Origin of the sequence: Acinetobacter sp. 22512 (assembly GCF_052044755.1) — a bacterium.
Classification (GTDB): Bacteria; Pseudomonadota; Gammaproteobacteria; order Pseudomonadales; family Moraxellaceae; genus Acinetobacter; species Acinetobacter pittii.
Map to the genome: position 1 here is coordinate 28,897 of NZ_JBQENP010000001.1, position 24,914 is coordinate 53,810.

Annotated in this window: 24 protein-coding genes; 10 read left to right on the plus strand and 14 right to left on the minus strand. The window is 39.3% G+C overall.

All coding sequences use genetic code 11. The features are described from left to right. Nucleotides 1-30: 30 nt before the first annotated feature. Together ACTJJG_RS00165 and ACTJJG_RS00170 are read right to left on the minus strand one after the other, a co-directional pair. Nucleotides 31-786 carry an SDR family NAD(P)-dependent oxidoreductase gene (locus tag ACTJJG_RS00165; protein ID WP_039210827.1) on the minus strand — a complete coding sequence of 252 codons (756 nt, stop codon included), beginning with the start codon at nucleotides 784-786 and terminating at the stop codon, nucleotides 31-33. Nucleotides 787-798: 12 nt separating this feature from the next. Then, a complete protein-coding gene (locus tag ACTJJG_RS00170; protein WP_069119922.1) occupies nucleotides 799-1,563 on the minus strand; it encodes an SDR family oxidoreductase in 765 nt (254 codons plus the stop codon). 178 nt (nucleotides 1,564-1,741) lie between these two features. Between ACTJJG_RS00170 and ACTJJG_RS00175 the strand changes: the two genes are divergently transcribed. The 3 genes from ACTJJG_RS00175 (at nucleotide 1,742) to ACTJJG_RS00185 (ending at nucleotide 4,499) form a co-directional block, all read left to right on the plus strand. Further along, nucleotides 1,742-2,677: a LysR family transcriptional regulator gene (locus ACTJJG_RS00175; RefSeq protein WP_039762560.1), complete on the plus strand. Its 936-nt coding sequence runs from the start codon at nucleotides 1,742-1,744 to the stop codon at nucleotides 2,675-2,677. A 93-nt stretch (nucleotides 2,678-2,770) separates the two neighbouring features. Beyond that, a complete protein-coding gene (locus tag ACTJJG_RS00180; RefSeq protein ID WP_000113715.1) occupies nucleotides 2,771-3,340 on the plus strand; it encodes a TetR/AcrR family transcriptional regulator in 570 nt (189 codons plus the stop codon). A 139-nt stretch (nucleotides 3,341-3,479) separates the two neighbouring features. Continuing rightward, entirely contained in the window at nucleotides 3,480-4,499 is a 1,020-nt protein-coding gene (locus ACTJJG_RS00185) for an MBL fold metallo-hydrolase (protein ID WP_017403376.1), read from the plus strand. Between the two features lie 57 nt (nucleotides 4,500-4,556). Here ACTJJG_RS00185 and ACTJJG_RS00190 read toward each other — a convergent pair whose 3' ends face one another. After that, nucleotides 4,557-4,925, minus strand: coding sequence for a hypothetical protein (locus ACTJJG_RS00190; protein WP_032056045.1), 369 nt, complete (start codon nucleotides 4,923-4,925; stop codon nucleotides 4,557-4,559). Nucleotides 4,926-5,332: 407 nt separating this feature from the next. On the opposite strand from ACTJJG_RS00190, the gene ACTJJG_RS00195 reads away from it, so the two are divergent. Both ACTJJG_RS00195 and ACTJJG_RS00200 read left to right on the plus strand, forming a co-directional pair. Next, complete coding sequence (locus tag ACTJJG_RS00195; RefSeq protein ID WP_032056044.1) at nucleotides 5,333-5,881, plus strand: RrF2 family transcriptional regulator; 549 nt, start codon at nucleotides 5,333-5,335, stop codon at nucleotides 5,879-5,881. 158 nt (nucleotides 5,882-6,039) lie between these two features. Continuing rightward, nucleotides 6,040-7,245, plus strand: coding sequence for an NAD(P)/FAD-dependent oxidoreductase (locus tag ACTJJG_RS00200; protein WP_017386087.1), 1,206 nt, complete (start codon nucleotides 6,040-6,042; stop codon nucleotides 7,243-7,245). Between the two features lie 94 nt (nucleotides 7,246-7,339). Here the strand turns inward: ACTJJG_RS00200 and ACTJJG_RS00205 are convergent, their stop codons facing one another. Beyond that, nucleotides 7,340-8,032 (minus strand): type 1 glutamine amidotransferase domain-containing protein, encoded by a 693-nt coding sequence (locus tag ACTJJG_RS00205; protein WP_002113715.1) that lies wholly within the window; start codon nucleotides 8,030-8,032, stop codon nucleotides 7,340-7,342. 156 nt (nucleotides 8,033-8,188) lie between these two features. On the opposite strand from ACTJJG_RS00205, the gene ACTJJG_RS00210 reads away from it, so the two are divergent. Further along, complete coding sequence (locus tag ACTJJG_RS00210) at nucleotides 8,189-8,605, plus strand: MerR family transcriptional regulator (protein WP_002113932.1); 417 nt, start codon at nucleotides 8,189-8,191, stop codon at nucleotides 8,603-8,605. A gap of 226 nt (nucleotides 8,606-8,831) precedes the next feature. On the opposite strand, the gene ACTJJG_RS00215 is transcribed toward ACTJJG_RS00210, so the two are convergent. The 3 genes from ACTJJG_RS00215 to ACTJJG_RS00225 all read right to left on the minus strand — a co-directional run bounded on the left by ACTJJG_RS00215 (nucleotide 8,832) and on the right by ACTJJG_RS00225 (nucleotide 12,144). Beyond that, nucleotides 8,832-9,899, minus strand: coding sequence for a saccharopine dehydrogenase family protein (locus ACTJJG_RS00215; RefSeq protein WP_017386086.1), 1,068 nt, complete (start codon nucleotides 9,897-9,899; stop codon nucleotides 8,832-8,834). Between the two features lie 15 nt (nucleotides 9,900-9,914). Continuing rightward, on the minus strand, nucleotides 9,915-11,153 hold the full coding sequence (locus ACTJJG_RS00220; RefSeq protein ID WP_032056042.1) for an NADH:flavin oxidoreductase/NADH oxidase family protein: 1,239 nt from the start codon (nucleotides 11,151-11,153) through the stop codon (nucleotides 9,915-9,917). 160 nt (nucleotides 11,154-11,313) lie between these two features. After that, nucleotides 11,314-12,144: an alpha/beta fold hydrolase gene (locus ACTJJG_RS00225; RefSeq protein WP_002113902.1), complete on the minus strand. Its 831-nt coding sequence runs from the start codon at nucleotides 12,142-12,144 to the stop codon at nucleotides 11,314-11,316. 323 nt (nucleotides 12,145-12,467) lie between these two features. Between ACTJJG_RS00225 and ACTJJG_RS00230 the strand changes: the two genes are divergently transcribed. After that, complete coding sequence (locus ACTJJG_RS00230; protein ID WP_032056041.1) at nucleotides 12,468-13,367, plus strand: acetoacetate decarboxylase family protein; 900 nt, start codon at nucleotides 12,468-12,470, stop codon at nucleotides 13,365-13,367. Between the two features lie 84 nt (nucleotides 13,368-13,451). Here ACTJJG_RS00230 and ACTJJG_RS00235 read toward each other — a convergent pair whose 3' ends face one another. Genes ACTJJG_RS00235 through ACTJJG_RS00250 form a run of 4 tightly spaced genes read right to left on the minus strand, consistent with a single transcriptional unit; the run spans nucleotide 13,452 to nucleotide 17,569 of the window. After that, entirely contained in the window at nucleotides 13,452-14,921 is a 1,470-nt protein-coding gene (locus ACTJJG_RS00235; RefSeq protein WP_372552680.1) for an amidohydrolase family protein, read from the minus strand. Further along, a complete protein-coding gene (locus ACTJJG_RS00240; RefSeq protein ID WP_032063340.1) occupies nucleotides 14,918-15,712 on the minus strand; it encodes an ABC transporter permease in 795 nt (264 codons plus the stop codon). The genes ACTJJG_RS00235 and ACTJJG_RS00240 overlap by 4 nt, the downstream gene beginning before the upstream one ends. Beyond that, nucleotides 15,705-16,526: an ABC transporter ATP-binding protein gene (locus tag ACTJJG_RS00245; RefSeq protein ID WP_032063338.1), complete on the minus strand. Its 822-nt coding sequence runs from the start codon at nucleotides 16,524-16,526 to the stop codon at nucleotides 15,705-15,707. Before ACTJJG_RS00245 ends, ACTJJG_RS00240 begins: the two co-directional genes overlap by 8 nt. 50 nt (nucleotides 16,527-16,576) lie before the next feature. Beyond that, nucleotides 16,577-17,569, minus strand: a complete 993-nt coding sequence (locus ACTJJG_RS00250) for an ABC transporter substrate-binding protein (protein ID WP_019767751.1) — start codon at nucleotides 17,567-17,569, stop codon at nucleotides 16,577-16,579. 658 nt (nucleotides 17,570-18,227) lie between these two features. On the opposite strand from ACTJJG_RS00250, the gene ACTJJG_RS00255 reads away from it, so the two are divergent. The 3 genes from ACTJJG_RS00255 to hpxO all read left to right on the plus strand — a co-directional run bounded on the left by ACTJJG_RS00255 (nucleotide 18,228) and on the right by hpxO (nucleotide 21,541). Next, nucleotides 18,228-19,241 (plus strand): isopenicillin N synthase family dioxygenase, encoded by a 1,014-nt coding sequence (locus ACTJJG_RS00255; RefSeq protein ID WP_023187873.1) that lies wholly within the window; start codon nucleotides 18,228-18,230, stop codon nucleotides 19,239-19,241. 233 nt (nucleotides 19,242-19,474) lie between these two features. Next, complete coding sequence (locus tag ACTJJG_RS00260; protein WP_069119920.1) at nucleotides 19,475-20,191, plus strand: FadR/GntR family transcriptional regulator; 717 nt, start codon at nucleotides 19,475-19,477, stop codon at nucleotides 20,189-20,191. A gap of 192 nt (nucleotides 20,192-20,383) precedes the next feature. After that, a complete protein-coding gene (gene hpxO, locus ACTJJG_RS00265; protein ID WP_069119917.1) occupies nucleotides 20,384-21,541 on the plus strand; it encodes an FAD-dependent urate hydroxylase HpxO in 1,158 nt (385 codons plus the stop codon). A gap of 97 nt (nucleotides 21,542-21,638) precedes the next feature. Here hpxO and ACTJJG_RS00270 read toward each other — a convergent pair whose 3' ends face one another. The 3 genes from ACTJJG_RS00270 to uraH form a co-directional block, all read right to left on the minus strand. Then, complete coding sequence (locus ACTJJG_RS00270) at nucleotides 21,639-22,934, minus strand: hypothetical protein (protein ID WP_069119914.1); 1,296 nt, start codon at nucleotides 22,932-22,934, stop codon at nucleotides 21,639-21,641. A gap of 176 nt (nucleotides 22,935-23,110) precedes the next feature. After that, entirely contained in the window at nucleotides 23,111-24,484 is a 1,374-nt protein-coding gene (locus tag ACTJJG_RS00275; protein WP_069119911.1) for a nucleobase:cation symporter-2 family protein, read from the minus strand. 50 nt (nucleotides 24,485-24,534) lie between these two features. Next, on the minus strand, nucleotides 24,535-24,870 hold the full coding sequence (uraH, locus tag ACTJJG_RS00280; RefSeq protein WP_069119955.1) for a hydroxyisourate hydrolase: 336 nt from the start codon (nucleotides 24,868-24,870) through the stop codon (nucleotides 24,535-24,537). Between the last annotated feature and the right edge of the window lie 44 nt (nucleotides 24,871-24,914).

Below are 24,914 nucleotides of genomic sequence, written 5' to 3' on the forward strand. Positions count from 1 at the left end.
TTTTTTCCTAAATATATGAATAAGATGTATTTAATAAGCTGTCACGCCGCCATCAATTGCAATGGCTTGACCTGTGAGATATGAATTTTCTTTGGCACACATCATCAGCATCATTGCCACCACTTCGCTTGGATGGCCCAGACGCTTCATTGGCGAGGCCTGCGCTAAAAAGTCTTGTTTCTCTTTGAGTTCACTGTCGACCACCATCGGGGTGGTTGTATAAAATGGACAAATTGCATTAACTCGAATGCCTTTATTTGCATATTCAATCGCTGCTGTTTTGGTTAATCCCACCACAGCATGCTTTGCCGCAGAATAGGCAGCCAATTTGGGAGCCGCACCTAAACCTGCAACAGAAGCAACATTCAGAATAATGCCACCCCCTTGTTGCAACATCTGACGAATTTGATGCTTCATTCCAAAGAACACACCTTTGGCATTGACGGCAAAACTCAAATCCAGATCTGCTTCATCGGTATCAATAAAGCTTTTCATAGGCGGACTCATACCTGCATTATTGATCCCAACATCGATTCTACCAAACTGAGTAACTGCACTTTGCACCAAAGCCTGTACATCTGCTTCACAGCTGACATCACACACTTGCGCAACCACCTCCACTCCTGCTTGGCGTAGCGGTTCAACTACAGTATTTAACCCTTCAATATTCAGGTCACCCAACACTAGTTTTGCACCATACTTTGCCAGTTGCTCTGCCAGCAATGCACCAAATCCACTCGCCGCACCTGTGATTAAGACCACTTGACCTGAATAATGTTCGTACATTGCTATTTCTCCCTAAATAGTTAAACCGCCATCAACCACAATACATTCACCATTGGTGTAACTCGCAGCATCGGACACTAGATACAATACCGTACCTGCCATTTCACGTGGTTCTGCATGACGGCGTAATGGAATTGTGTCCATCCAGCTTTTATAAATATCTTCATTTTCAAATAGTGCCGAAGCAAATTTAGTCTTGGTAAGACCCGGCAATAAAGCATTCACTCGAATACCCAATGGTCCACATTCTTTTGCAAAGGCTTTGGTCATATTCACCACCGCAGCTTTGGTAATAGAATAAATACCTTGTTGGTCTCCTGGCTGTAGAGCATTTACAGATGCGGTATTAACAATTGCACCGCCCCCCTGTTCTTTCATTAATTTACCTGCCTCGACAGACATGAAGAAATATCCACGAATATTGACTTCAACCGTTTTGTTATATGCAGCAATATCTGTATCCAAAATATGACCAAAATAAGGGTTGGCAGCTGCATTGTTGACTAAAATGTCTAAACGACCATGTTCTTTACGAATATATTCAAAAATTTCTGCAATATCTTCTAACTTACCCACATGGCAAGCAAAAGCCTCCGCCTTTCCATTTGCTGCAATAATTTCATTAGCAACACGTTGGCAATCTTCAATCTTGCGACTAGAGACAATTACATGTGCGCCTTGTTCTGCTAAAAGTTTGGCAATTTCCTCACCAATACCACGGCTTGCACCTGTAACTAAGGCTATTTTTCCAGTCAAATCAAATAAATGCGTTGCCATATCATTTCCTTATGTTCATAGGTTTTATAAAAATTAGTTGTAATCAACGCTTCTAAATGTGGTTACCACAAGCACTACATTCAAAATTCACGGTTTTAATCACTCTATTTCTTATGCTATTTCCTGACCATATCTAACTTGTTACAATGAATAAAATGAATTGTTTGAATAGCAAACTATGAATGAAATGAATAATAATATTGCCTCTCTTGCTCGTATTGACCTGAATTTATTTCGTGTATTTGTGGCAATTTATAAAGAAAAAAATCTAACACGGGCTAGTGAACAACTTTTTCTAAGCCAACCTGCTGTTAGCCATGCATTAGCTCGTTTACGTGATCATTTTAATGACCCATTATTTATTCGAGATGGACACGGTGTTGTTCCATCACCTTTAGCCAAACGTTTATGGCCTAAAATTGAACAGTCATTACAACTTATGCATCAAGCAATTCAAAGCACACATGACTTTGTGCCAGCACGAGATTTAAAACATCTCACAATTGCTATGAATGATGAGTATGAAGGAATTTTTTTACCCTCTATTATTCAGCACTTAACTCAATTTAATCCTAATTTGCAGTTAAATAGCGTACGCATTGATCGTAAAAACTTAAGACATGAGCTTTCTACTGGGAAAATCGATTTTGCGATTGATGTTCAACATTCGGTTGAAGATAGCATTGGTTATGAATGCCTTACTAAAGATCAATTTGTGGTAATAAGTCGCAAGCAGCATCCCTTATTATCCAAAACGAACCTAACCAAAGAAATTTATTTAGAAGCTAAGCACATTACAGTGTCTTCTCGTCCTACAGGTCGTGTCTTTGAAGATTTTTTCTTATCTAAACAAGGTATCAAAAGAACGATTAGTTTCCGCTGTCAACAATATGAAACGGCAATCCGTTTAATTACACAAATGGACCATTTACTCACGATTCCTCAATGTCAAATTGCTCATTTTAAAGATAATTACCCCCAAATTAAGGTGCATCCACTACCGATAGATATTGTTGGATATCAGATGAATTTATATTGGGATCAGCAAAAGGCCCATGAACACCAAATCGTATGGTGTAAGAGCCAAATATTGCAGCTTATGAATAGTTTATAAAATAGTAAATTTATGACAGTAAAATTCTATTTCGCTTGCGCTACTCATATTTTTATGTATGATTGAGTAATCACTCAATTAATATTTTTATATATGGCTCGTCCTCGTAGTGAAGATAAACGTAATGCAATTTTAAGTGCTGCTATCGAAACATTGGCAGAGCTTGGCGAGCGTGCGTCTACCTCAAAAATTGCCAAAGTTGCTGGTGTGGCAGAAGGTACTTTATTTACCTATTTTAGTAATAAAGAAGAACTGCTGAACCAGTTATATCTTTCGCTAAAGGCCGAACTGCGTCAGGTGATGATGCTTAGTTACCCGACTAACGCTGACCTGCAAACACAAATGTCGCATATCTGGCAAAGCTATTTGGACTGGAGTTTAGAAGCTCCCCTTAAACGTAAAGTAATGGCGCAGCTTTCAACATCGGAACAAATTACTGAGCAAAGTAAACAAATTGGTATGCAAACCTTTTGTGACCTCACCCAAAACATTCAAGAATGTATTAATGACGGAAAATTAAGAGATTACCCACCGTTATTTATTGCTTCAATTTTAGGTGCGCTTGCTGAAGTTACACTCAATTTTATTGCCCAAGACCCTTCTCAAGCCGAGCGTTATCGCAAATCAGGTTTTGAAGCCTTTTGGCATGCAGTTTCAATATAGATAAAAGTAAGGATGCGCGGCGTCCTTATTTTTGAATGAATTAATGAGTGAGTAAATACTCATTTAAATAAATCAAAATAAGCACTTAGCCCAAGTTCTTATTTATACATATAGGTTTGTTCCAATAAGGAAAAACAAAATGACTATTTCAAACACAACAGACTTGCCTGCTCCCCTAATGCCATCTCAACAACACAATGGCAAATTTAGAAATACGCGTCCAAATCAACACAAGCCTTCTTTTGGTAAAACGCTTCAGCTCATGTGGAAGTTTTTATTTAATAAACCAAAAGACACCGTTCCAAATAGAGAAATTCCTGTTTTAAGTTTGTCGAAAGAACAGTTATTAAGTGCGCCCGATCGCTCTCTATTTCGTTTGGGCCACTCAACCATCTTGTTAAAACTGCAAAATGAATTTTGGTTAACCGACCCAGTGTTTTCAGAGCGTGCTTCGCCTTTTCAATGGCTTGGACCAAAACGTTTCCATCAGCCACCAATTAGCATTGCGAACTTACCACCTATTAAAGGCGTGATTTTGTCGCATAACCACTACGACCACCTCGACTACCATGCAGTGATGCAACTTCACGATAAAGTTGAGCATTTCTTAACACCGCTTGGTGTGGGTGACACACTCATTAAATGGGGAATTCCAGCAGAAAAAGTTCAACAACTTGATTGGTGGGATACTACCCATGTAGATGGACTAAAATTGGTGGCTACCCCTGCTCATCATTTTTCAGGCCGTGGTATGGGCGATAGCAATGCGACGCTTTGGGCCTCGTGGGTGATTATTGATAATGATTTACGTGTATTTTTTAGTGGAGATACGGGCTATTTTGATGGGTTTAAAGAGATTGGATATCGTTATGGCCCTTTCGATCTGACCATGTTAGAAACGGGTGCTTACGACCCCGAATGGCCTGATGTTCACATGCAACCAGAGCAAACTTTACAAGCACATATCGATTTAAAAGGACGTCATTTGCTGCCTGTGCACAACGGTACTTTTGATTTGGCCCTTCATGCTTGGGATGATCCATTTGAACGTATCGTGGCTTTGGCTCAACAAAATGAGTTAGCGATTAGCACACCGCAAATGGGTGAACTTTTAAACTTAAATGAGCCAAATGTTGAGAATTATTGGTGGCGTTCGTAAGTTTGAAGAAATTATTTGGAGAGTAAAAGAATGCTTTTACTCTCCAATTTTAAAATTTTAACTTCTCTGATGTGCCTTCCAAGGAAACTTAATTGTGCATAAAACAAAAACCAGAAATAAAAATTGGGAAATATACATATAGTTAAGCAAGTCTCGCCCCACTTTTAATGTAATCCAAGTGTTGTGAATGACATCACTAAATATAATAAGAAAAGTTAGAATTAAGCCGATACGAGGTCTATAAAATAGAAGAATTGCTGCAAGTGGATCAATAAACGTTAAAGATGTCCAATAAATACAAGTAAATAAAGGCGCATTGTTATAGTCCCAAAACAAACCATGCATCAAAACTGTTTGTAAATGGTTGAACCCTGCACCAATAAGGCAAAGTGCATAAATACATCTAATAGTAAATTCAGTTTTCAAAAACAACTCTCTTATTCATTCATCATGCTATGTAAAAAATATTTTTATTTGGATAAAGCTATTCAATATTTTAATTGCAACAATCTACATAAATATAATTTAAAAGACTCTAAAAATAAATGATAAATGGCTATCCCCTTTCATCAATCTTACTTATAAGTTGTGAACTATTTGATTAAGCATCTATTAGACATTCATACGATTAAAAGAACTCAATAAAATATTTTTTATAAATTATTAAAATTTTTTTATTTAATAAAATTTAAATTATTCAGTTAGATATATTCACAATTAACACTTTTAAATAGCTTACTTAAAACTAGGACTGATTTTGTCTTAGTTTTATTGTTGACTTAAAACACAGACTGCATTAGTCTGTGTTTGTAATTGATCAATTATGAAATTAAATGGCTTATATCACTAGTAGCGTTGAGTATGCGATTCACTGTCTTCTTTTTCTTGTGAACAATGAAGATAAACCTTTAAGTAGTAAGGACCTTGCTGAATTACAAGGAGTCTCTCCGAGTTTTATGGCCAAGATTTTTCCTAAACTTGAAAAGGCAGGTCTCGTTATTGCTCAAGAAGGTGTTCGCGGCGGCTATTTACTCGCCCGATCTGCTCATGAAATCAGTTTTTTAGATATTGTGAATGCCATTGAGGGTGAAAAACCGCTTTTTGAGTGCCAAGAAGTTCGTGGGAAATGTGCAGTCTTTAACACTGCCCCGCCAGATTGGGCAACCAGTGGTGTGTGCGCAGTACATGCAGTCATGCTACAAGCCGAAAAAGCCATGCGAGATGCTTTAGGTGCTCATACACTTGGCGATATTGCAGACCGTTTTGGCCGTTATGCACCTGACGTGTTTTTTAGTGATGTAAATGGCTGGATCAATGAACGCATCGAAGGAAGAACAGCAAAAATGCGTAAAAGTAAAATATCGCGGGATACCCCCGACTAATAAGTTAGTAGGGGTTCGCACCCTAATATAAAACACCCTTAATCCTTTTTAAATGCCTTCTCAGATTTTTTCGGACAATCAGAGAATGGATTCGCTCACCTTAAATTTTGTGATGAGTAGGAATATGTTGTCCGAAAATCTATCAAAAGGATAATCAAATGAGTAAGCGTATTATTATTGCAGGTTCTGGCTTTGCTGGCTTATGGGCTGCACTCGCTGCACAAAGAGCAATTCACTTAGCGTCGCAAGAACAAAACATTGAGGTACTGATTGTTTCCCCGAGCCCGAATGTTGGGATTCGTCCTCGTCTTTATGAAGCTGTGCTTGAAAACATGAACCCTGATATTTCAGAGTTATTAAGTGTGGTGGGAGTTAAATTTCTGGCAGGTTGGGTAAATAAAATTGATGTCGACCAACAGGCAATTGAGGTTTCAACCACCGATGACAACAAACAATCCTTAAGGTATGACCGTTTTATTCTGGCAACCGGAAGTACGACGTTTATGCCGCCTATATCGGGTCTTACCGAATATGGCTTTAGCGTAAGCACACTAGAAGATGCTGAAAAACTAGACCAACATCTTAAAAACTTAGCTAATAAACCTGCAAATGCAGCGCGTAATACGGTGGTCGTTGCAGGTGGTGGTCTTACTGGGTTAGAAACCGTTACTGAAATGCCTGAACGTCTGCGTAGCATTTTAGGTGAAACTGATGTCCGTGTAGTTTTAGTTGATTCCTCAACAGAAATTGGCGCGGCTATGGGGGATCAAGCAGCTACCGTTATTCGAGAAGCTCTTAGCGAGCTTGGTGTGGAAGGTAAAGCTGGGCTACGAGTTACAGCACTAGATGCATCAGGGGTAACACTTTCTAATGGCGAAAGAATTGAAACAGAAACCGTGATTTGGACTGCCGGTATGCGGGCTAATCCACTCACCTCTCAAATTGCTGGTGAAAAAGATAATTTAGGCCGTTTGATTGGGGATTCTTATTTACATGCACCTGAAGCAAAAAACATTTTTGTGACTGGCGATACTGTAAAAGTTCCAACCGATGATTTAGGCAATTTTAATGTGATGTCGTGTCAGCATGCTATGAGCTTAGGCCGTGTGGCGGGTTATAACGCTGCGGCAGAATTGGTTGATTTACCACTTCATCCATACAGCCAACCGAAGTATGTCACTTGTGTTGACTTAGGTCCTTGGGGTGCACTTTATACTGAAGGTTGGGATCGACAAGTTCAATTTGTGCGTGAGGAAGCGAAAAAAATTAAACAAGAAATTAATACCGTATGGATTTATCCACCAGTTGCTGACCGTGAAGCAGTTTTTGCAATAGCAAACCCTGATTTTGTAATTGTTCCTTAAATTTAACCTCGTAGGATCAATCCATTTATTTAAAAACCCTAAAAGCAAGCCCATCGCTGGTCCTACTTTTAGGGTTTATATTTGAATTATTAAATTATGACTTTTCTAGCTCTTCTATTATTGCTAGAGCCGTCTTTTTAGCTGAAAAAGGGTTTTGACCTGTAATTAACTTGCCATCTTGAACGACATATGGTGCAAAAGGAATAAAAGCCTTTTCATAACGAGCGCCATATTCTTTCGCTAACTCTTCGGCATTGTACGGCACTTTTTTTGCCACCCCTGCCAAAACCTCTTCACTCCATGCAAAGCCTGTTAATTTTTTGCCTGTTATAAGTCGTTCACCATTTGAAAGTCTGACATTGAGCAAGCCACAATAGCCATGACAAACACTTGAAACAATACCGCCTTTTTCATAAATATTTTTGGTGATTTCTTGAAGTTCAGGATTATCTAAAAAATCCCACATCACCCCATGGCCACCTGTGTAATAGATCACGTCATAATCTTGCCAATTAATATCGGAAGGCTTAAAGGTATTTGCCAGCAGCGTAATAAAAGCCTGATCTTTTTCTCGGTCTTTAACAGATTTATCTGCTACTAAAGGCACAAGCGATTTTGGTTCAATTGGAGTTTTTCCGCCATTTGGACTCACAATATCTTGCACATAACCTTGTTTTTCAAATTCGTCATAGGCATGGGTGAGCTCACCTAACCACAGTCCTGTTTGTTGATCTACATCCTTATAGCGTGAAACATTGGTCACGACGTGTAATATGCGTTTAGACATTTTCTCACCTCATTTTTCATATTTATAATTCTATTCTTTCGTCTATCAAAGCATAGAAAGTTGTTACTGAAAGTGTGTGCTTGGTAAAGTTATGAACCTTGCTTTTGTGTTACTATAAGTCTAAAGTTAGCTTGAATGTCAAGAGAGTATGTAGCTATGAATATTAGCGAGTTATCGAAATTAAGTGGTTTAAGTACCCCTACTATTCGTTATTACGAGCAAATTAAACTCTTGCCTAAAGCAAAAAGAAAATCGAATGGCTATCGTGAATATACTGATAACGATTTGAAACAACTTTCTTTAATCCAGCAAGCTCAACAAGTCGGGTTTTCTTTAGCAGAAATTAAAGCATTTTTGCCATCGAAAGTTGTCGCTTGGGACCATGATGCTCTCATTCAAACGATTGAAACCAAAATTCAGGAAATAGAAATTTTAGAACAAAAGCTAAAAGTCAGTAAGCAAAACTTACATACCATGATTGAAGCTATTAATAACAAACCAGATGAAATTACATGTGAGCAAAATGCAGAACGTCTGATGAATCTCTATTTTGACAACGCAAAAACACCATAATTTCAATTAGAGTTAATCGCTCTCGCGTTGTATAGATGGGTACTGGTATCAACTAAGTAACCAAAGCGTTTAAGTATCAATCTATAAATCTAAAAAAACGAATTACGGACCAACGCTGTAATTCGTTTTTTCATGCAAATACTATAGAAAAAAATCAGCCAATCTTTTGATAGCGAAAACCTTATTCGGGACCATCAATAAATGTGCTGTTTTAATAAAGGCTTTATTAATTAATGACCAGTGGACCAGAACCCGGTAGTTCGGTCACTAGCTTATAACCCATCAATTTTGCAGGTGTGTATGTACCACCCTTAACGGTATTTTTGAGCAAATAATTCACTACAGTCAGTGAACCATTTACGGTAAGGCTATAAGCGTTTTCCGTTTGGATGCGGGCGGTTTTGATTTCCCCACGTGAATTTCTTGCTTCACCCCAAACATAGGTGGGTACTTTTGCGCGGAGTTCCTCATTTGGCCCAACAACCGTTTTTTCTATACGCGATTTAATAAACTTCTGTACAGCATTTAGTTTTAATACTGGGCGTAAATAGTTCATCATTTTCGCACCAAAAATCATTTTGGGAAATGCGGGTACAAACACTTCAATGTTTGGAATACCTGTTGTATAGAACGCTGTAGATACGTCTCCCCATGGAACACTCATGGCACTTTTTTTACCATCACCAAAATCAATGGTCCGAACATAATGTGCTAATGGAACGGTAGTAATTTTTCCGTTTTTACGAATTTTTCCGCCTTCGGCCATGCCTTCTGTACTTGTTTTAGCAGTACCCGGTGAGAACCCTGTTCTAGAGTCAAAACCAAGCGCTAAATGGGTCGCATCTGGCAATGCTTCTTTGAGCGCAGCAGCAACACAATCTGTCGGGATCACATCGAAACCGACACCCGGACAAAGCACAACATCGGCTTTTTCAGCTTGACTATTAAGTGACTGTGCCAATTCAAATACAGCGATTTCACCAGTAATATCTAGATAGTGAGCACCAGCCTTTATACAAGCTTCCATCATGGGTTTTGATGTTGCTGAAAATGGCCCTGCACAGTGCATCACCAGTTTAAAGCCTTGGAGTTGTTGACTTACCGCATCTATGTTATCCAGCCCAAAAGCTTTATAGTCAAGTCCCAACTCTTGAGCTAATGTTTCAACCTTAGCGTTGTTACGACCAGCCAGAGTTGGTTTTAGACCTTGGCGTACAGCTTCACGAGCGATTAACTCGCCCGTGTAGCCATTTGCTCCATAAATTATCCAGTTTGAATCGTTAGGATTTGTCATAACACAACTCACTTATTAAGAAGCAAATGAATAGTCACGCATGCCTTTTTTGTATTGGCGGGTACGGCATGACATCGCTGATTGTTGCAAAATTAAAGCCCAAGCTGGTGAAACATTTGGTTTTGTTTTTTTACCAGAGCTTAAATTACGTAACTGGAATTTGACCACCGCCATATTGGCAAGTGAAGCAAGTGTTTTGTTCTTCCAAGTAATCGGTTTTAATTCAGGGCTAAGATTCTGGCCTTGTTTCCAAGCATTTGGCAAATTAGGTTCAATCGCTAGAGCTGTGGCAATACCGACCATATCTACACCGCTTTCAACTACTTTTTCTGCCACTTGTTTACGGCGTATGCCACCTGTCACCATAACAGGCATTTTGGCAACTTTACGAATCTCTTGCGCAAATTCTAAAAAGTAAGCTTCACGAGCAAGTGTACGGCCATCACGTGCTTGACCTTGCATTGCAGGTGCTTCATAGCTACCGCCTGAAAGTTCAACCAAATCGACTGCATGCTCATTTAACATTTTAACCACTTGTTGAGCATCTTCAGCGCTAAACCCACCACGTTGGAAATCGGCTGAATTTAGTTTCACTGCAACAGTAAACTGAGGCGAAACCACTTTACGAACAGCTTCAACAATCTCAATTAAAATGCGAGCGCGGTTTTCTAAAGAACCACCCCATTGATCTTGGCGTTTATTGCTCAGTGGAGAAAGAAACTGGCTTAATAAATAACCATGCGCTGCATGAATTTCTACACCTGTAAATCCTGCTTTTTCACCTAAACACGCCGTGTTTGCAAAACGCTGAATCACCTCTGCAATCATAGATTCCGTCATTTCGATTGGCGTGTTAAAACGATTTGACATTTTGCCAAGATCAAGTGAAATAGCTGATGGTGCCCACGTCTGCTGACCAAGATTGGCCTGCATCTGGCGACCCGGATGGTTAATTTGAAGCCACATCTGAGCGCCTTTTAAGCGCCCAATTTGTGCCCATTTTTTAAAAGTATCTAGATGCTTTTCATCTTCAAGCACTACGCCGCCCGGTCCAGTCATCGCTCGGCGGTCTACCATTACATTTCCGGTAATGATTAAACCTACGCCACCATTTGCCCAAGCCTGATATAAACGCATTAATTCTTCTGATGGTGCATGGTTTAAATCAGCCATATTTTCTTCCATTGCCGCTTTAGCAATACGGTTTGGAACATATGAGCCATTTGGGAATACTAATTTTTCGAACACTTTCATTGGAATGACCTCATTCAGTATGGCTTTACTTTAAGATTAAAGCTAACTTTAATGTCAATACCTTTTAGCATTTCTATATTTATTACTTTCAATTTCATTTACTTATAAATAAAAAAAGAGGCACTTAATAGGCCTCTTTTTTAAACTTTAAAGCTTTAAATTATTCGCGAATAAACGTCAACAAGTCAGCATTAATCACTTCATGGTTTACAGTTAACATACCGTGAGAAAAACCCGGATAGATCTTGAGTTGGCTATTTTGAAGTAACTCAGCAGATTTTACGCCAGACGTTTTATAAGGCACGATCTGATCGTCATCACCATGTAACACCAAAACAGGAATGGTGATTTTCTTTAAATCTTCGGTAAAGTCAGTTTGTGAGAACGCCACAATACCATCGTAATGCGCTTTTGCACTACCCGTCATACCCTGACGCCACCAGTTAGCAATAATACCTTCAGATGGTTTCGCATCTGGTCGGTTAAAACCATAGAACGGACCAGATGGAAGATCTCGGAAAAATTGCGCACGGTTGGTGAGAACCTGATTTTGCAGATCATCAAAAACTTCTTTTGGTAAACCTTCAGGATTATTTTCAGTTTTAACCATCAGTGGCGGAACTGCACTGACAAGAACAGCTTTCTTAACATTGTCTTGGCCATGACGTGCAATATAATGAGCTACTTCACCACCGCCCGTTGAGTGGCCAATGTGAATTGCATTTTTAATATTCAGATGTTTAACCACTTCTGCAACGTCATCTGCGTAGTGGTCCATATCGTGACCATCCCACACCTGACTTGAACGTCCATGTCCCCGTCTATCATGAGCAACTACACGAAAACCTTCTTTAAGGAAAAAAAGCAACTGTGTGTCCCAATCATCTGAACTTAAAGGCCATCCATGATGAAAAAATAAAACTTGGGCATCACGTGGTCCCCAATCTTTATAGAAAATTTCTACGCCGTCTTTTGTGGTTACATATCCCATCTTTGTTCTCCTGGTGAAAAACTGCTTGTTGATTCGTTATAAAGGATTGAATATTTATACTAAGTTTAAAGTTAACTTTAAGGTCAACTATCTTAATCGTCTTTTAAAAATAAAATTTATATGAAGACGCTAGGCGATATTGTATCTTTTTAATCTTTAATTGTTTTTATTTCCCTTAAATGTCAAAGACTTTACACCTCAAAATTAAAGACTTGACCTTAAAGTTAGCTTTAATCTTATAGTTTCTGTATTGATTCTAAATTAACACGTCTTGAAATATACAGCATTAGCTACTCGGTCAATTAATGTAAAGGTGAACTTTCATGAATACAAAACAACAGTTTACTGAAGTTGAATTTGGGCAACAAAAAGTCAAAGTACCCAAAGGTGGTTATTATGACCGTTTCAGAATGAACCCCGATTTAGATGAAGTCGCGCAAGATCCTGCTGTTGGCAACATCGATTTTTTCCGTCATATACCTAAAAAAATTGTGGAATCCCGAGTAGGTCCTGTTTGGGCACCCAATTTTTATTATCGTAGTGCAAATGTACAACTGCTCATGCTTGCACCTATTAAGCAAATTAAAGCAAAACTTCCTGCTGACTTAACGCCATTACAACCATTTCCGGGTTACGGGTTGGTTGCTGTTACGTTTTTTACCTATTCTGTTTGTGACAATGACCCTTATAACGAAGTGTCGATTGCGATTGTTGTCCGTAAGCCTAATGCTCGTGGTTCACATATTGCAGAGTTAATGAAATCGATGCGTCAACGTCATTTTTATGCTCATGTTTTAGCTTTGCCTGTTGATACTGAAATCGCCAGAGTGCGTGGTGTATATGGTTACCAGCTACCAAAATGGTTAACTAAAATTGACGTCAACATTAACTCAAAAGAAGTGCAAGCCGATATTTTTGATGTTAATGGCAAATTGGATTTAAGCTTAAAGACCGCTGTACCGACTTTAAAACATGTTGATTCTGAAACACATATTAATAAAGCAACTATGCTCCATGTAGTTGATGGGAAATGGCACCAGACAGAGGTTCAGTCCAACATTCTTTCTTTTGCGCAAAAGCTTTTTCCAAAGAATGTTCAACTCGAGAAAAATGAGGGGCCTTTAACTACATTGCTAAATGAATTAGGTGCTTCAAAAATTTTACGTCTAGATGTTGTTGAAGATGCTCAGGTGATACTTAATTTGCCGATTAAACTTCTTTGATATTTTGGCGGTATGATTACCGCCTCCCTTTAATTTAAAATAAACTTAAAGCTATTAATATCATAGTCTAATCACATATCTAAGTTAGGCTATTTTCGCCATTTCGACACTACGCTGCTGCAACAGTTTCACCGATTGCTTCGCTTGCCAAGCTAATTCCATCATATCAACATCAGGAATTTGATCATTTTCCACCACCATTTTTCCAGCCACAAACATGGCTTTAATATGTGCTCTCCCACCACTTGCCACAGGGCCAATCGCCATATCATGTAAGCCGAAATAACGCGGATCATCTAATTGATAAGCCACTAAATCTGCCTGTTGTCCAACCTCAATTGAACCCACTTGATCTAAACCTAAAATCTTAGCTCCACCTAAAGTTCCCCAACGAATGATATCCTCAATACTTGCAGCATCTGCTCCTCCTTCAAATAACCCACCCTCATATTGAGGTAGAGCCGACATGCCCTTTCTGGCCCGTTGTAACAACCATGTAGCATGGGTTTCAGATAACATATCTGCGGCTTCATTCGAGCCCGCACCATCTACTCCAATCGAAATGGTCATACCCGCTTGTTCTAAACTGACAAGATCGGCAATACCACTCCCCAAACGTGCATTACTCTGAGGACAATGTGCAATCCCTGTTTGTGTTTGACCCAACAGCTGTATTTCTTCAGGTAATAGCTTAACCAAATGGGCAAACCAGACATCGCTTCCAACCCAATCCTGCTCTGCACAAAACTGTACAGGTGTCATACCAAATTTAGCTCTAGCCGCATCCAGATAATCTACTGTTTCAGATAAATGGCTATGCATGCGGATACCGAATTGTCTAGCAATCTTGGCGCTTTCTCTTAATTGCTGTGCAGTGGTCGAATGCAAAGCTGTGGTGGGTGCCATCACAATTTTCCGGAATGCATCGGAACTTGGTTGATGATATCGCTGTACTAGGAGTTCTATATCCTCCATATAGTCTTCAAATTTCTCAGGACGTAATGCTTGCGGTAATTCGCTTTCTAAGCCACGCGTTAGAGTTGCGCCACCTCGGCATAACACAAAACGCATGCCTAACTTTTCAGCTTCATCAAATAAAATCGCAGCCCCATCGAACGGCATTTGTGGCCAGTAAAGATAATGATGATCGGCTACTGTTGCACAACCTGACCTTAATAATTCAATCAACCCAATGCGTACTGCCACCCGAAATGTGGCTTCATCGAATGCACCACGAAATCTATAGGGTGTACTGGCAAGCCAAGAGGTTAGGTTTTGATTTAAACCTTGCGGTTCTCCCTTCAATAAGGATTGAAATAAATGATGATGAGTATTTACCCAAGCTGGATAAATTACACAGTCTTTCGCATCGATAATTTGTTCATTCGATTGTGCGGTCAGTTGTCCCAATTCAATAATTTTACCGTCTTGAATACGGATATCAGTAAATGAAGAACGTGCTGCATCCCCCGATAACCCTGTCAAAATGGCATAAGCATTTTTGATTAAATAGCGATGATTTAAAGAACCATTATTTGAAAGATCAGGACTCATACTTGTTCACTCTCATGCCATTTACTTAAAAAGAAATGACTTAATAAAGACATCAGCACAAATAAACCCAAGCCTGTGCACGTGATAAGAAATAGTGCGGCAAACATTAATGGTAAATCGAGCTGAAAACCTGCTTGCAAAATTTGGTAAGCCAAACCTGCACTAGTCCCACCAGCTCCAGCCACAAACTCCGAAACCACGGCGCCAATAAGTGCCAAACCAGAAGAAATACGCAACCCACCAAAGAAATAAGGCAAAGCATTCGGCACACGTAAGCGTATTAAAATTTGCCAACGACTGGCTTTATTGATCTGAAAAAGATTAAGCAAACCTTTGTTGACGCTACGTAGACCTAAAGTGGTGTTAGTCAATATTGGAAATACTGCAACTAACATGGCACAAACGACTAATGCTAATGTTGTATTTTGAATCCAGATAATCACCAGAGGGGCAATAGCGACAATTGGAGTCACCTGAAATAAAATGGCATAAGGCATAAAACAGGCTTCTACTACACGGCTTTGTACAAAGACGAAAGCAATCAAGGTGCCAATGACTACAGCACAGACAAAAGCTAATAAGGTAATTTTTAGTGTGATCAACAAGCTTCCAAATAACACACTGGACTCTTTAATCATTGCCATAACAATATCGCTGGGTTTTGGTACGACATAGACAGGTACTTCAAGCTGTTGAAAACTCAACTGCCAAACTAGTAGGAAAATCAGACCTAACCCTAGTGGAGCTGCAATACGTTGTACCTTTGGATGTTCCATTAATGGTTTAATCATGACCATGCCCTCCGCTTGCCTCAGCTAATACTTGGGATAGATGTGAACATTGTTGAATAAAGACTTCAGAACTACGGAAAGCTTCATCACGCACATAAGGCCCCTCAATTTCAAGGTCAGCCACCACACGTCCTGGTCGTGCCCCCATCACAATGACCCGAGAAGATAAATACACTGCTTCATAGATGCTATGAGTAACAAAAACTACGGTTAAATCTCGCTCAGACCATAATTGACGAATATCACTGTCAAGTTTATGGCGAGTAAATTCATCTAAAGCTCCGAAGGGCTCATCCATTAACAGTAAATCTGGTTCAGTCACTAATGCACGAGCCAAGGAGGCACGCATTTGCATGCCCCCCGAAAGCTCGCGGGGATAAGCCTGACTAAAGTTTTCTAAACCAACGGCCTTTAACGCGGCCATAACTTTGGGTGTACTAGTTGATTTCGAAATATGCTGCAAATCCAAAGGTAAGCGTACATTTTCTGCAATATTAGCCCAAGGCATCAGGGTTGCTTCTTGAAAGACCATTGCCATTTTGCATTGTGATTGAATCTCGGCCTTGCCATTCCAACGCACTAGTCCTGCAGAAGGTTGCTCCAGATCGGCAAACATTTTCAGTAAAGTACTTTTCCCGCAACCTGACGGTCCAAGTAATGAAACAATCTCACCACGTGCAATATTTAAATCCAAACGTTGTAAAGCATTAGTACCATTTGGATAAGTCTTTTCTACCCCTCTGACCATAATCATTGGCGTAATAAAATTTGAAGATTCATGTATAGAAGTATCAATTGTTAATGCAGAATTCATATGGTTTCCCCTCCGCGCGAATGCCTTATTTCTTAACCCTATAACCCTGACTACTTGGCAGTTTTAACAAACTGTGTGGTATAAGCAGTTTTCCAGTTGGTTTGAGCTTTTAACAAACCAGCGTTCACCATAAAATCTCGTGTGGCTTTCCAACGCGCATCGGTCATGACCCCGATTCCTTGCGTTTTAGCATCTCCCCCATCAATCAGTTTGAGTTTGCGCATTTGACCTACTGCAAAGGCCAGCAGATCATCTTTCATATTTGGGTTTTCTTTTTTAATCAGACTATTCCCTAATCGAGGATCAGCTAAATAGTTTTTCCATCCTTCCATCGATGCCTGAACAAAACGACGCACAACATCTGGTTTGTTTTGAATCACATCATTGCGTGTAACTAAAATACCGCCATAAGCTGGATAGCCAGCATCAGCAAATAAAAAGAAATTACTTGAAGGCTCTGCTTTTTTTGCCTGAAAGACTTCAGAGGTTGCATAGGCTTGCTGTGCCACATTTTTGCCAGCTAAAAATGGCTGCATATTGAAGGTATAAGGGCGAGCCTGTGCTGCATTTAATTTATATTTCCCTTTTAACCATGGCCACCAGCTTGCTTGCCCACTGGTTGAAACAAGAATTGTTTTGCCTTTTAAGTCCGCCAAAGACTTTACATCGCCATGAGTTAATACACCTTGTGGGTCAAACTGAAATGGTGCCGCAACTGCTTTGATTGGAAAATTACTTTCAATACCCTTTAAGACCTGTAAATCATAATTAATTATAATGTCGGCACGTTTGGACAATAGTAAGGTCATATTATTGACCTGTGGCCCACCAATTTTAATATCGACATCGAGTCCGTATTTTTTATAAATCCCTTGTGCAAGTGCCTGATAATATCCACCTTGCTCGGCTTGTGCATACCATGTGGTTTGTAGAACAAGTTTATCGGCAGCATAACTGGTTGAACTGAAAATTGTTCCTAGCCCCAATAATGCACTCACAATAACAGTACGTCGCCCTTTGCTTACATAGTGCTGAATATTCATAAATAAGCCCCCTAAATCTGTATTGATTTATCTTGCTATTCTTTTTAGGGGGGCAATCAATGTATCAAATGTACATTTCTCTCAAAACCAAGATGGTTTTGTCCCCAAAAGAGGAACAGCAAACGCTGTAGAGCAATGTCCCGCATGTTTACTACACACTGACCGCTTATACTCAGGAATGAACTAGCAAGCTCTGTGCCAATTTTGATTTCATTTTGTTTTTCATAGTAATAATCTAATTTGGGCTTATTTTTAATCATGCCTAGATGAATAAACTGCGTTAATTAATTTGTTTTATATGCGGCTTAGTGGTGCACCAGGTCATCATTCATGCACTCCACAGGTGCTTTTCTAGAATAAAAGCTTTTTAATTATTCATCGCTGATTCCTCTATAAATGCAATATTGCTCTCCCCATCCCAACTTCATAACCTATCCTTAGAAATTGGCACAAAAAGTGCTACATGCTCTATATCAGAGTAGAAGCGTTCAGCATAGTAGTAATATCAATTGCTATGTGGGTCATTGCTCAGAAAACAGCTCATGTTCTTTACATAAAGTTATCTTTTATTAAGAACGTGTGGCTCTTTTTTGAATGTGACCCATCTATTTCAATCTATTTGATTGGGTCACGATTATCCAAAATATGAGGTTGAAATATGAACAGCGCCAATATGACTCCAGTAGCTGAAAATGACTACAGCTTAGAAGAACTGCAAAAAGAAGCTCGTATGGGAGCTTTTGGTCAAGAGACCTTTGAACGGGAAGTCCGGGTCATTGATTTATCAAATTTTGAACAACGTAAATATGAAATTGCGGACCAACTTTGGTCAGCAGCTACCGATATTGGTTTCTTTCAAGTATCGAATCATGGCATTCCACTTGAACAGATTCAAACTGCATTTGAAATGACACAACAGTTTTTTAATCTGCCAGAATCGATTAAAGCTCGCTACCCACTCAATCGCAATGCAGGTTGGGAAAGTAAGGCACAGGTTCGTCCATCGACCAGCACACCAGACCAAAAAGAGTCTTATCAAATTACCCGCCCACGTATGGAAGGTCTTTATCCTAGTCAAGAGGAATTACCTAATTTTAAAGATACCATGTTGGAGTTTGAACATGCATGCTGGCAAGTCGGCATGAAAATTTTATCTTGCTTTGCTTATAAACTAGGCTTTGCCGATAACTTCTTTACTCTTGCTCATGACCCTGATCAAGAAAGCTACCAAAGTACTTTAAGAATGCTGCACTACTATGCAATTGACCCTGCTCTTAAAGATCAATTAGGTCTATGGCGTGCAGGAGCGCATACAGATTTTGACTGTTTAACGCTACTGTTCCAACGTAAAGGACAAGGTGGCCTGCAAGTTTGTCCGGGTAAAGATATGGAACAACAGCAATGGACCAGCATTGAGCCACGTGATGATGTAATTACCTGTAATATCGGTGATATGCTCACGCGTTGGAGCGATGATCAACTACCTTCTAATTTTCATCGTGTTAAAAATCCTGAAACAAATGAATATCAAGGCGCACGTTATAGTTTGGCGTTCTTCTGCCAAGCCAATGAAGATATGATCATTGAAGGACCACAAAAGAAATATCCGGCCATTACAGCTAAAGAATATTTAAAACAAAGAATTAGCGCAAACTTCAACGGAAAGTATTAAAATTACTGTGTACGGTCAGAGATAAATAGTCTCTGACCGTTCTGAAGTTTCAGCAATACATATTGTCATTAATCATTCTTAAACTTTTTATCCTTATTCAATAACGTAATATCCAGTTCAACTGGTCTGATCTGTTATTAAAAATACGGCTAATTTTAAGCACGTGCACCAACAAATAGATAAATTTTGTGTAGAATCAAATTATTTATTTATATATTTATGGTGTGTTGCTTATGAGCCCACAAGCTATGCTCAATGGAAAATCATCTCAGGTGACTGAGCAAGCGGTGGAAATCATTTATCAACGCATTCAACAAAATACTTATGCAGTCGGGTCTGCCTTACCCTCACAACGTGAGCTTGCCATTCAATTAGGAATCAGCCGTGCTTCTTTACGTGAAGCATTAACCCGCCTCGCCGCTTTAGGTCTATTAGAAATCAAAGCAGGCAAAGGTGTTTACGTTATTTCACAGCATAGCCAAGCGGCAGAACAATGGGATGGTGAACATCGTGTATCACTTAAAGATTTCTATCAATTACGCTATGTACTAGAAAGTTTTTGCGCACTTCTCGCATGTGAGTATTTAACTGAAGATGATAAGTCCATCTTACAGCAACATTACCAATCATTAGCAAGTGCAATCAAAGAACAAAATTGGCAAGCAGCCTCTGAATTTGATTATGCATTTCATCAACATATTATTGAACTTAGTCATAATCAATCGATTATTCAAACACTTAAAATACATACCGACTGGATTCAAAAGAGTCAGATCCTACCCTTTGTTCAACCCAATCTGGCATTTAAAACCATTCATGAACATGAATTAATTCTGCAAGCTTTATTTAATCAGGACTCAACAGCAGCTGAAAAAGCTATGCAAGCACATATTATTGGTGCCGCACAGCGTGCTGGTGTGTATTTTTCCAGACATAACAGCACAATATAATCATAAATTCCAAATTTGTAGTGCTATGCACTACTTTGCTCCATACTTTGAACCACATCAATACCACTTTATTAAGATTGCTTTTTAATGAGGCAATATTGCTGGTATGACCAGTAAAACCAGTTAATAAAATTGGCACACTTCTCGCTTAGAACGGTTTAGAAACTTACTTAAATACTTAGGATCTGAACAATGAATATCGCGATTGTAGGTGCAGGTATGGGCGGTTTAACTGCTGGTATCGCTTTAAAAAAATTTGGTCATCAGGTCACAATCTATGAGCAAGCAGCCGAAATATTACCTATTGGCGCTGCCATCTCACTTTGGTCAAATGGTGTTAAGTGTCTCAACTATCTTGGTTTAACGGATCAAATCCAGAAACTAGGTGGACAAATGGAGTCTTTAGCATATCTTGATGGTCTTAACCAACAAACCATGACCCAATTTAGTTTGTTACCTTTATATAAAGAAGTAGGACAACGTGCCTATCCTGTCGCTCGAGCTGATCTACAACAATTATTAATGCAGCAATTTGGTCTGGAAGACATCAGACTCGGGATGAAAATGACTGCAATTGAAGCTCATCAAAATGATGTCACCATACATTTTCAGGATGGTTCTCAGATAACAGCCGATCTACTGATTGGTGCAGATGGTACACATTCACTTACGCGGCAGTTTGTACTGGGCCATCAAGTTGAACGTCGCTATGCTGGCTATGTAAATTGGAATGGATTGGTTGATATTGATGACCAGATTGCACCAGCCATGCAATGGACCACATATATTGGTGAAGGTAAACGTGTATCACTCATGCCCGTTGCACAAAATCGTTTCTATTTCTTCTTTGATGTGCCGCTTGAGGCTGGACTGTCAAATCAGCGTGAATATTATAAGCAAGACCTTAAAATGCATTTTAGTGGTTGGTGTGAACCAGTACAAAAACTCATTGAGCGTTTAGATGAGAAAAAAACCAATCGTGTCGAGATCCATGATATCGAGCCTTTTATGAATTTCTATAAAGGACGTGTAGTGCTCTTAGGTGACGCCGCTCATAGCACGACTCCGGATATTGGACAAGGTGGCTGCCAAGCCATGGAAGATGCGATTTATCTTGCTCGTGCCTTACAAATCAATACTTTTGGATTGGAAGATGCTTTGAACCGTTATCAAAACAAACGCAATGATCGTACTAAGGAAATGGTGTTAAGAGCACGCAAACGTTGCGATGTGACACATATGAAAGACCCGAAAATCACCCAAGAGTGGTATGAATCTTTATATCAAGAACAAGGTACTCACATCATGCAAGGGATCATCAGTAATATTATCGGCAATCCTCTCGACTAAATATTTAAATGCTTTCCCCCTCTATAGGGGGATTTTTTAATTTATAAAAAAAGTGCATATTTCGATTTAAATATGCACTCGATGCTATAAAACACAGTTAAAACTTATAAGATAATGCAAAACGGTTTTGTAAGAAATTTTTGTCATAGCGTGGTGATGTTTGGATACCTGTAAAATTGCTGACACTAAAACCTTTTAAAGCTCCCGTAAAATTATAAATACCAAACAACATGTATTCAGATTGATTTCGACTCGCAACATTTTCCGACTCTTTTAAGTCCATAAATGAATAACGCGCGCCAGCTATCAACTGATCTGTCAATTTACCTTCTAAAGACAACATCAATGCATTACCCGCACCTAAATCTTGAGTGCTGGTGAAAAATGGCTGGGCAAAAAGTTCACCTGAAGAGGTTTTAGCTGCATAGGGTGTTAATAATGCCCCATTCAAGTAACTACCCTGATCTGGTTTTATATAGTTATACGCGACTTTTAGACTGGCGGTAGGCATAACCTTAAACGCAGCCTGTACACCGAAAATTTGGCTATTAACCTCTCCAGCAAGTGCTTTGCTCTGATCTTTACCTGAAATATACTGGATTGAAAATTCAGGACTATAATTAAACTTTGGAATTGCTAAATCAGCTTGAGTATAGATTAGACGAGTATAGTCATCATAATTTTGATACCAAAATTGCGTTTTTAAACTTTTATCATTGGCTAAATTAAAGCGCTTCCCTGCACCAACCGACCAGACCCCATTGGTTTCCACATTTGAATTTTGACGAGAAGTTTTATTGAACTCATCCTCGCCATAACTTTTATATTTATTTACTTTAGTGAGTCGTAAGAAATAATAATTATTCCCGATCTGTACATCAGCGGCCTGATATAAAAACATCAATACACGACGGTCAGCATAATCGCCCATAAAAGGTAAATTTAGCCGCTGGTTACCAATCGTCACTCTAGCCAAATCGTTTTTCCAGCTTACATAAGCTTCTGCTAGACCATCCCTATCTTCTTTTAATTCTGGCACTTCATCATTTTCATTTTTATCATCCAGTCGGCGCTGTATGTCATATCCCACAGCTGCCTGTATGCCATAAAAAGGAGCTGTTTCATATTTAATATACCCACCAATGACGGTCGTATCCTGATTTAAATTATTCACAAAATAGCCATTATTAAGTGAGTAATATGCAGATTTAACTACCCCATGAATACTGCCGCATGCAAATGCTGCACCTATACGGTCAATTGAATCATTACTCGTCTGACAATCCTGCTTTAGATTAAATAGGCCATTCAGACTGGTATCAGCAGCCCATACCGGCACAGTAGCAGCCATGCTCAGCATAAGTAATGCCGATTTTAATTTAAAATTTCTCATAAAATTCCCCTGTAAGATTTGGTTTAAAAGTCGCTTATGGTCTTTCAAAAGACCTGTTTTTGACCTTTTTAAAGTCAAAATCCCCCTAACCTATTCATCATTGAATAAGCGACCTTTAAATTTTTGCGAATGAAAATGTGGTTAAATTAGAATGTCTAATCCCTAACCGGTGTCGATCAATGCCCTGAATTTATGGGCGTAGTTGCAACATCAACGGACTTTTTGCTAAACGGTAAGTGGTTAAAAATAATATTGAGCAAAATGGCAGTGATACAGGCAGAACTAATACCTGAATGTAATAGGGTTTTTACCCATGTCGGAAATTGCGCATAAAACTCTTGGTTTACAATTGGAATCATGCCGATTGTGAGTGAAGTAGCGACAATAATCAGATTTTTATGATCGTTATAATCTACTTTGGCTAGAGTTCGTATTCCACTGGCAGCAACAGTACCGAATAATACAATACCTGCGCCACCTAAAACAGGCATCGGAATTGATGCAACAAAGCGGCCAATAACAGGTAATAAGCCCAAGATAATTAAAATTCCACCAGCTGTTGCGACTACAAAACGGCTTTTAATGCCTGTAATTGCAACCAGACCTACATTTTGAGCAAAGGCGGTTTGCATGAATGAACCAAAGATTGGGGAAATTGCACTCGATAGCATATCTGCACGTAGACCATCACCAATTCGTTTTGAATCAACTTTAGTTCCAACGATTTCACCAATCGCAATAATATCGGCCGTGGTTTCAGTCATGATTACCAAAGTAACAATTACCATGGAAAGAATGGCAGAAAATTCAAATACAGGAGAACCAAAATGGAAGAAACTTGGAAAAGCAAAAATAGGACCTATACTTACTCTTGAGAAGTCAGTAAAGCCTGCAATATAGGCAATTACCGTACCCAAAACAATTGCTACAAGGATCGCAAGGCGGCGCAGAATCTGATTTCGTAACATACTAAAAATAATCACAATCGCTAGCGTAATTACCGCCAAACCAGTATTAGTCGGATCTCCCCAGTTTTCAGCTTTCGGGTTTCCCCCCATAATCCAGCGGATCGCAACAGGTGTGAGCGAAATACCAATCATGGTAATGACGCATCCTGTGACCACAGGTGGAAAGAAGCGGATAATTTTTGCAAAGAATGGTGTAATCAACAAACCAATTAGAGATGCGACAATCACAGCACCAAACGCAGATGGCAAACCACCACCGGTACTCACAATTGCCAAAATAGTTGCAACTCCAGCAAAAGACACCCCTTGCACAATCGGTAATTTTGCACCGAAATATTTAAAACCAATGGTTTGTATAACTGTGGCGAGGCCTCCCACAAATAAGGCGGCAGCTACCAATAAGCCAATCTCTGAAGCATCTAGACCAGCAGCTGCACCAATAATCAATGGCGGTGCAATAATTCCACCGTACATAGTCAATACATGCTGCAAACCATATAAGATGTTTTTATTCATCCCTAAATATTGATGTTCTGCCGAGATATGCGGATCTCGTTCTGGATTTATATTGTCTTGATGCATGGGTTATTTCCTCAAATTAAATTCATGATGTCCATATTGCTTGGGTTGATTTAGCTGCCACGATATGTTGAATATGAGAAAGGACTGATCAATAGGGGCACGTGATAGTGCTGGTGAATATCATTGACTTTAAAATCAATACAGACTCTCGGGTAAAAGCTATTGGTATTTAGAGTCTGAAAATAATCCCCTACTTCAAAAACCAATTGATAATGACCACGAATAAATGAGTCGACATTAAATGCTTGAATACGTCCATCTGCATCAGTGAACTGTTCATCGATTAAAATATATCCATGGCTCGTTTCCTCGAATAATTTCACCAATACTTGAGTTGCTGGCTGGCCGAGTGATGCATTTAAAATATGTGTGCTGATACCCGCCATTATTGAATCTCCTGATTTGAGCGAAGAAGGACGTTTCTGAATCA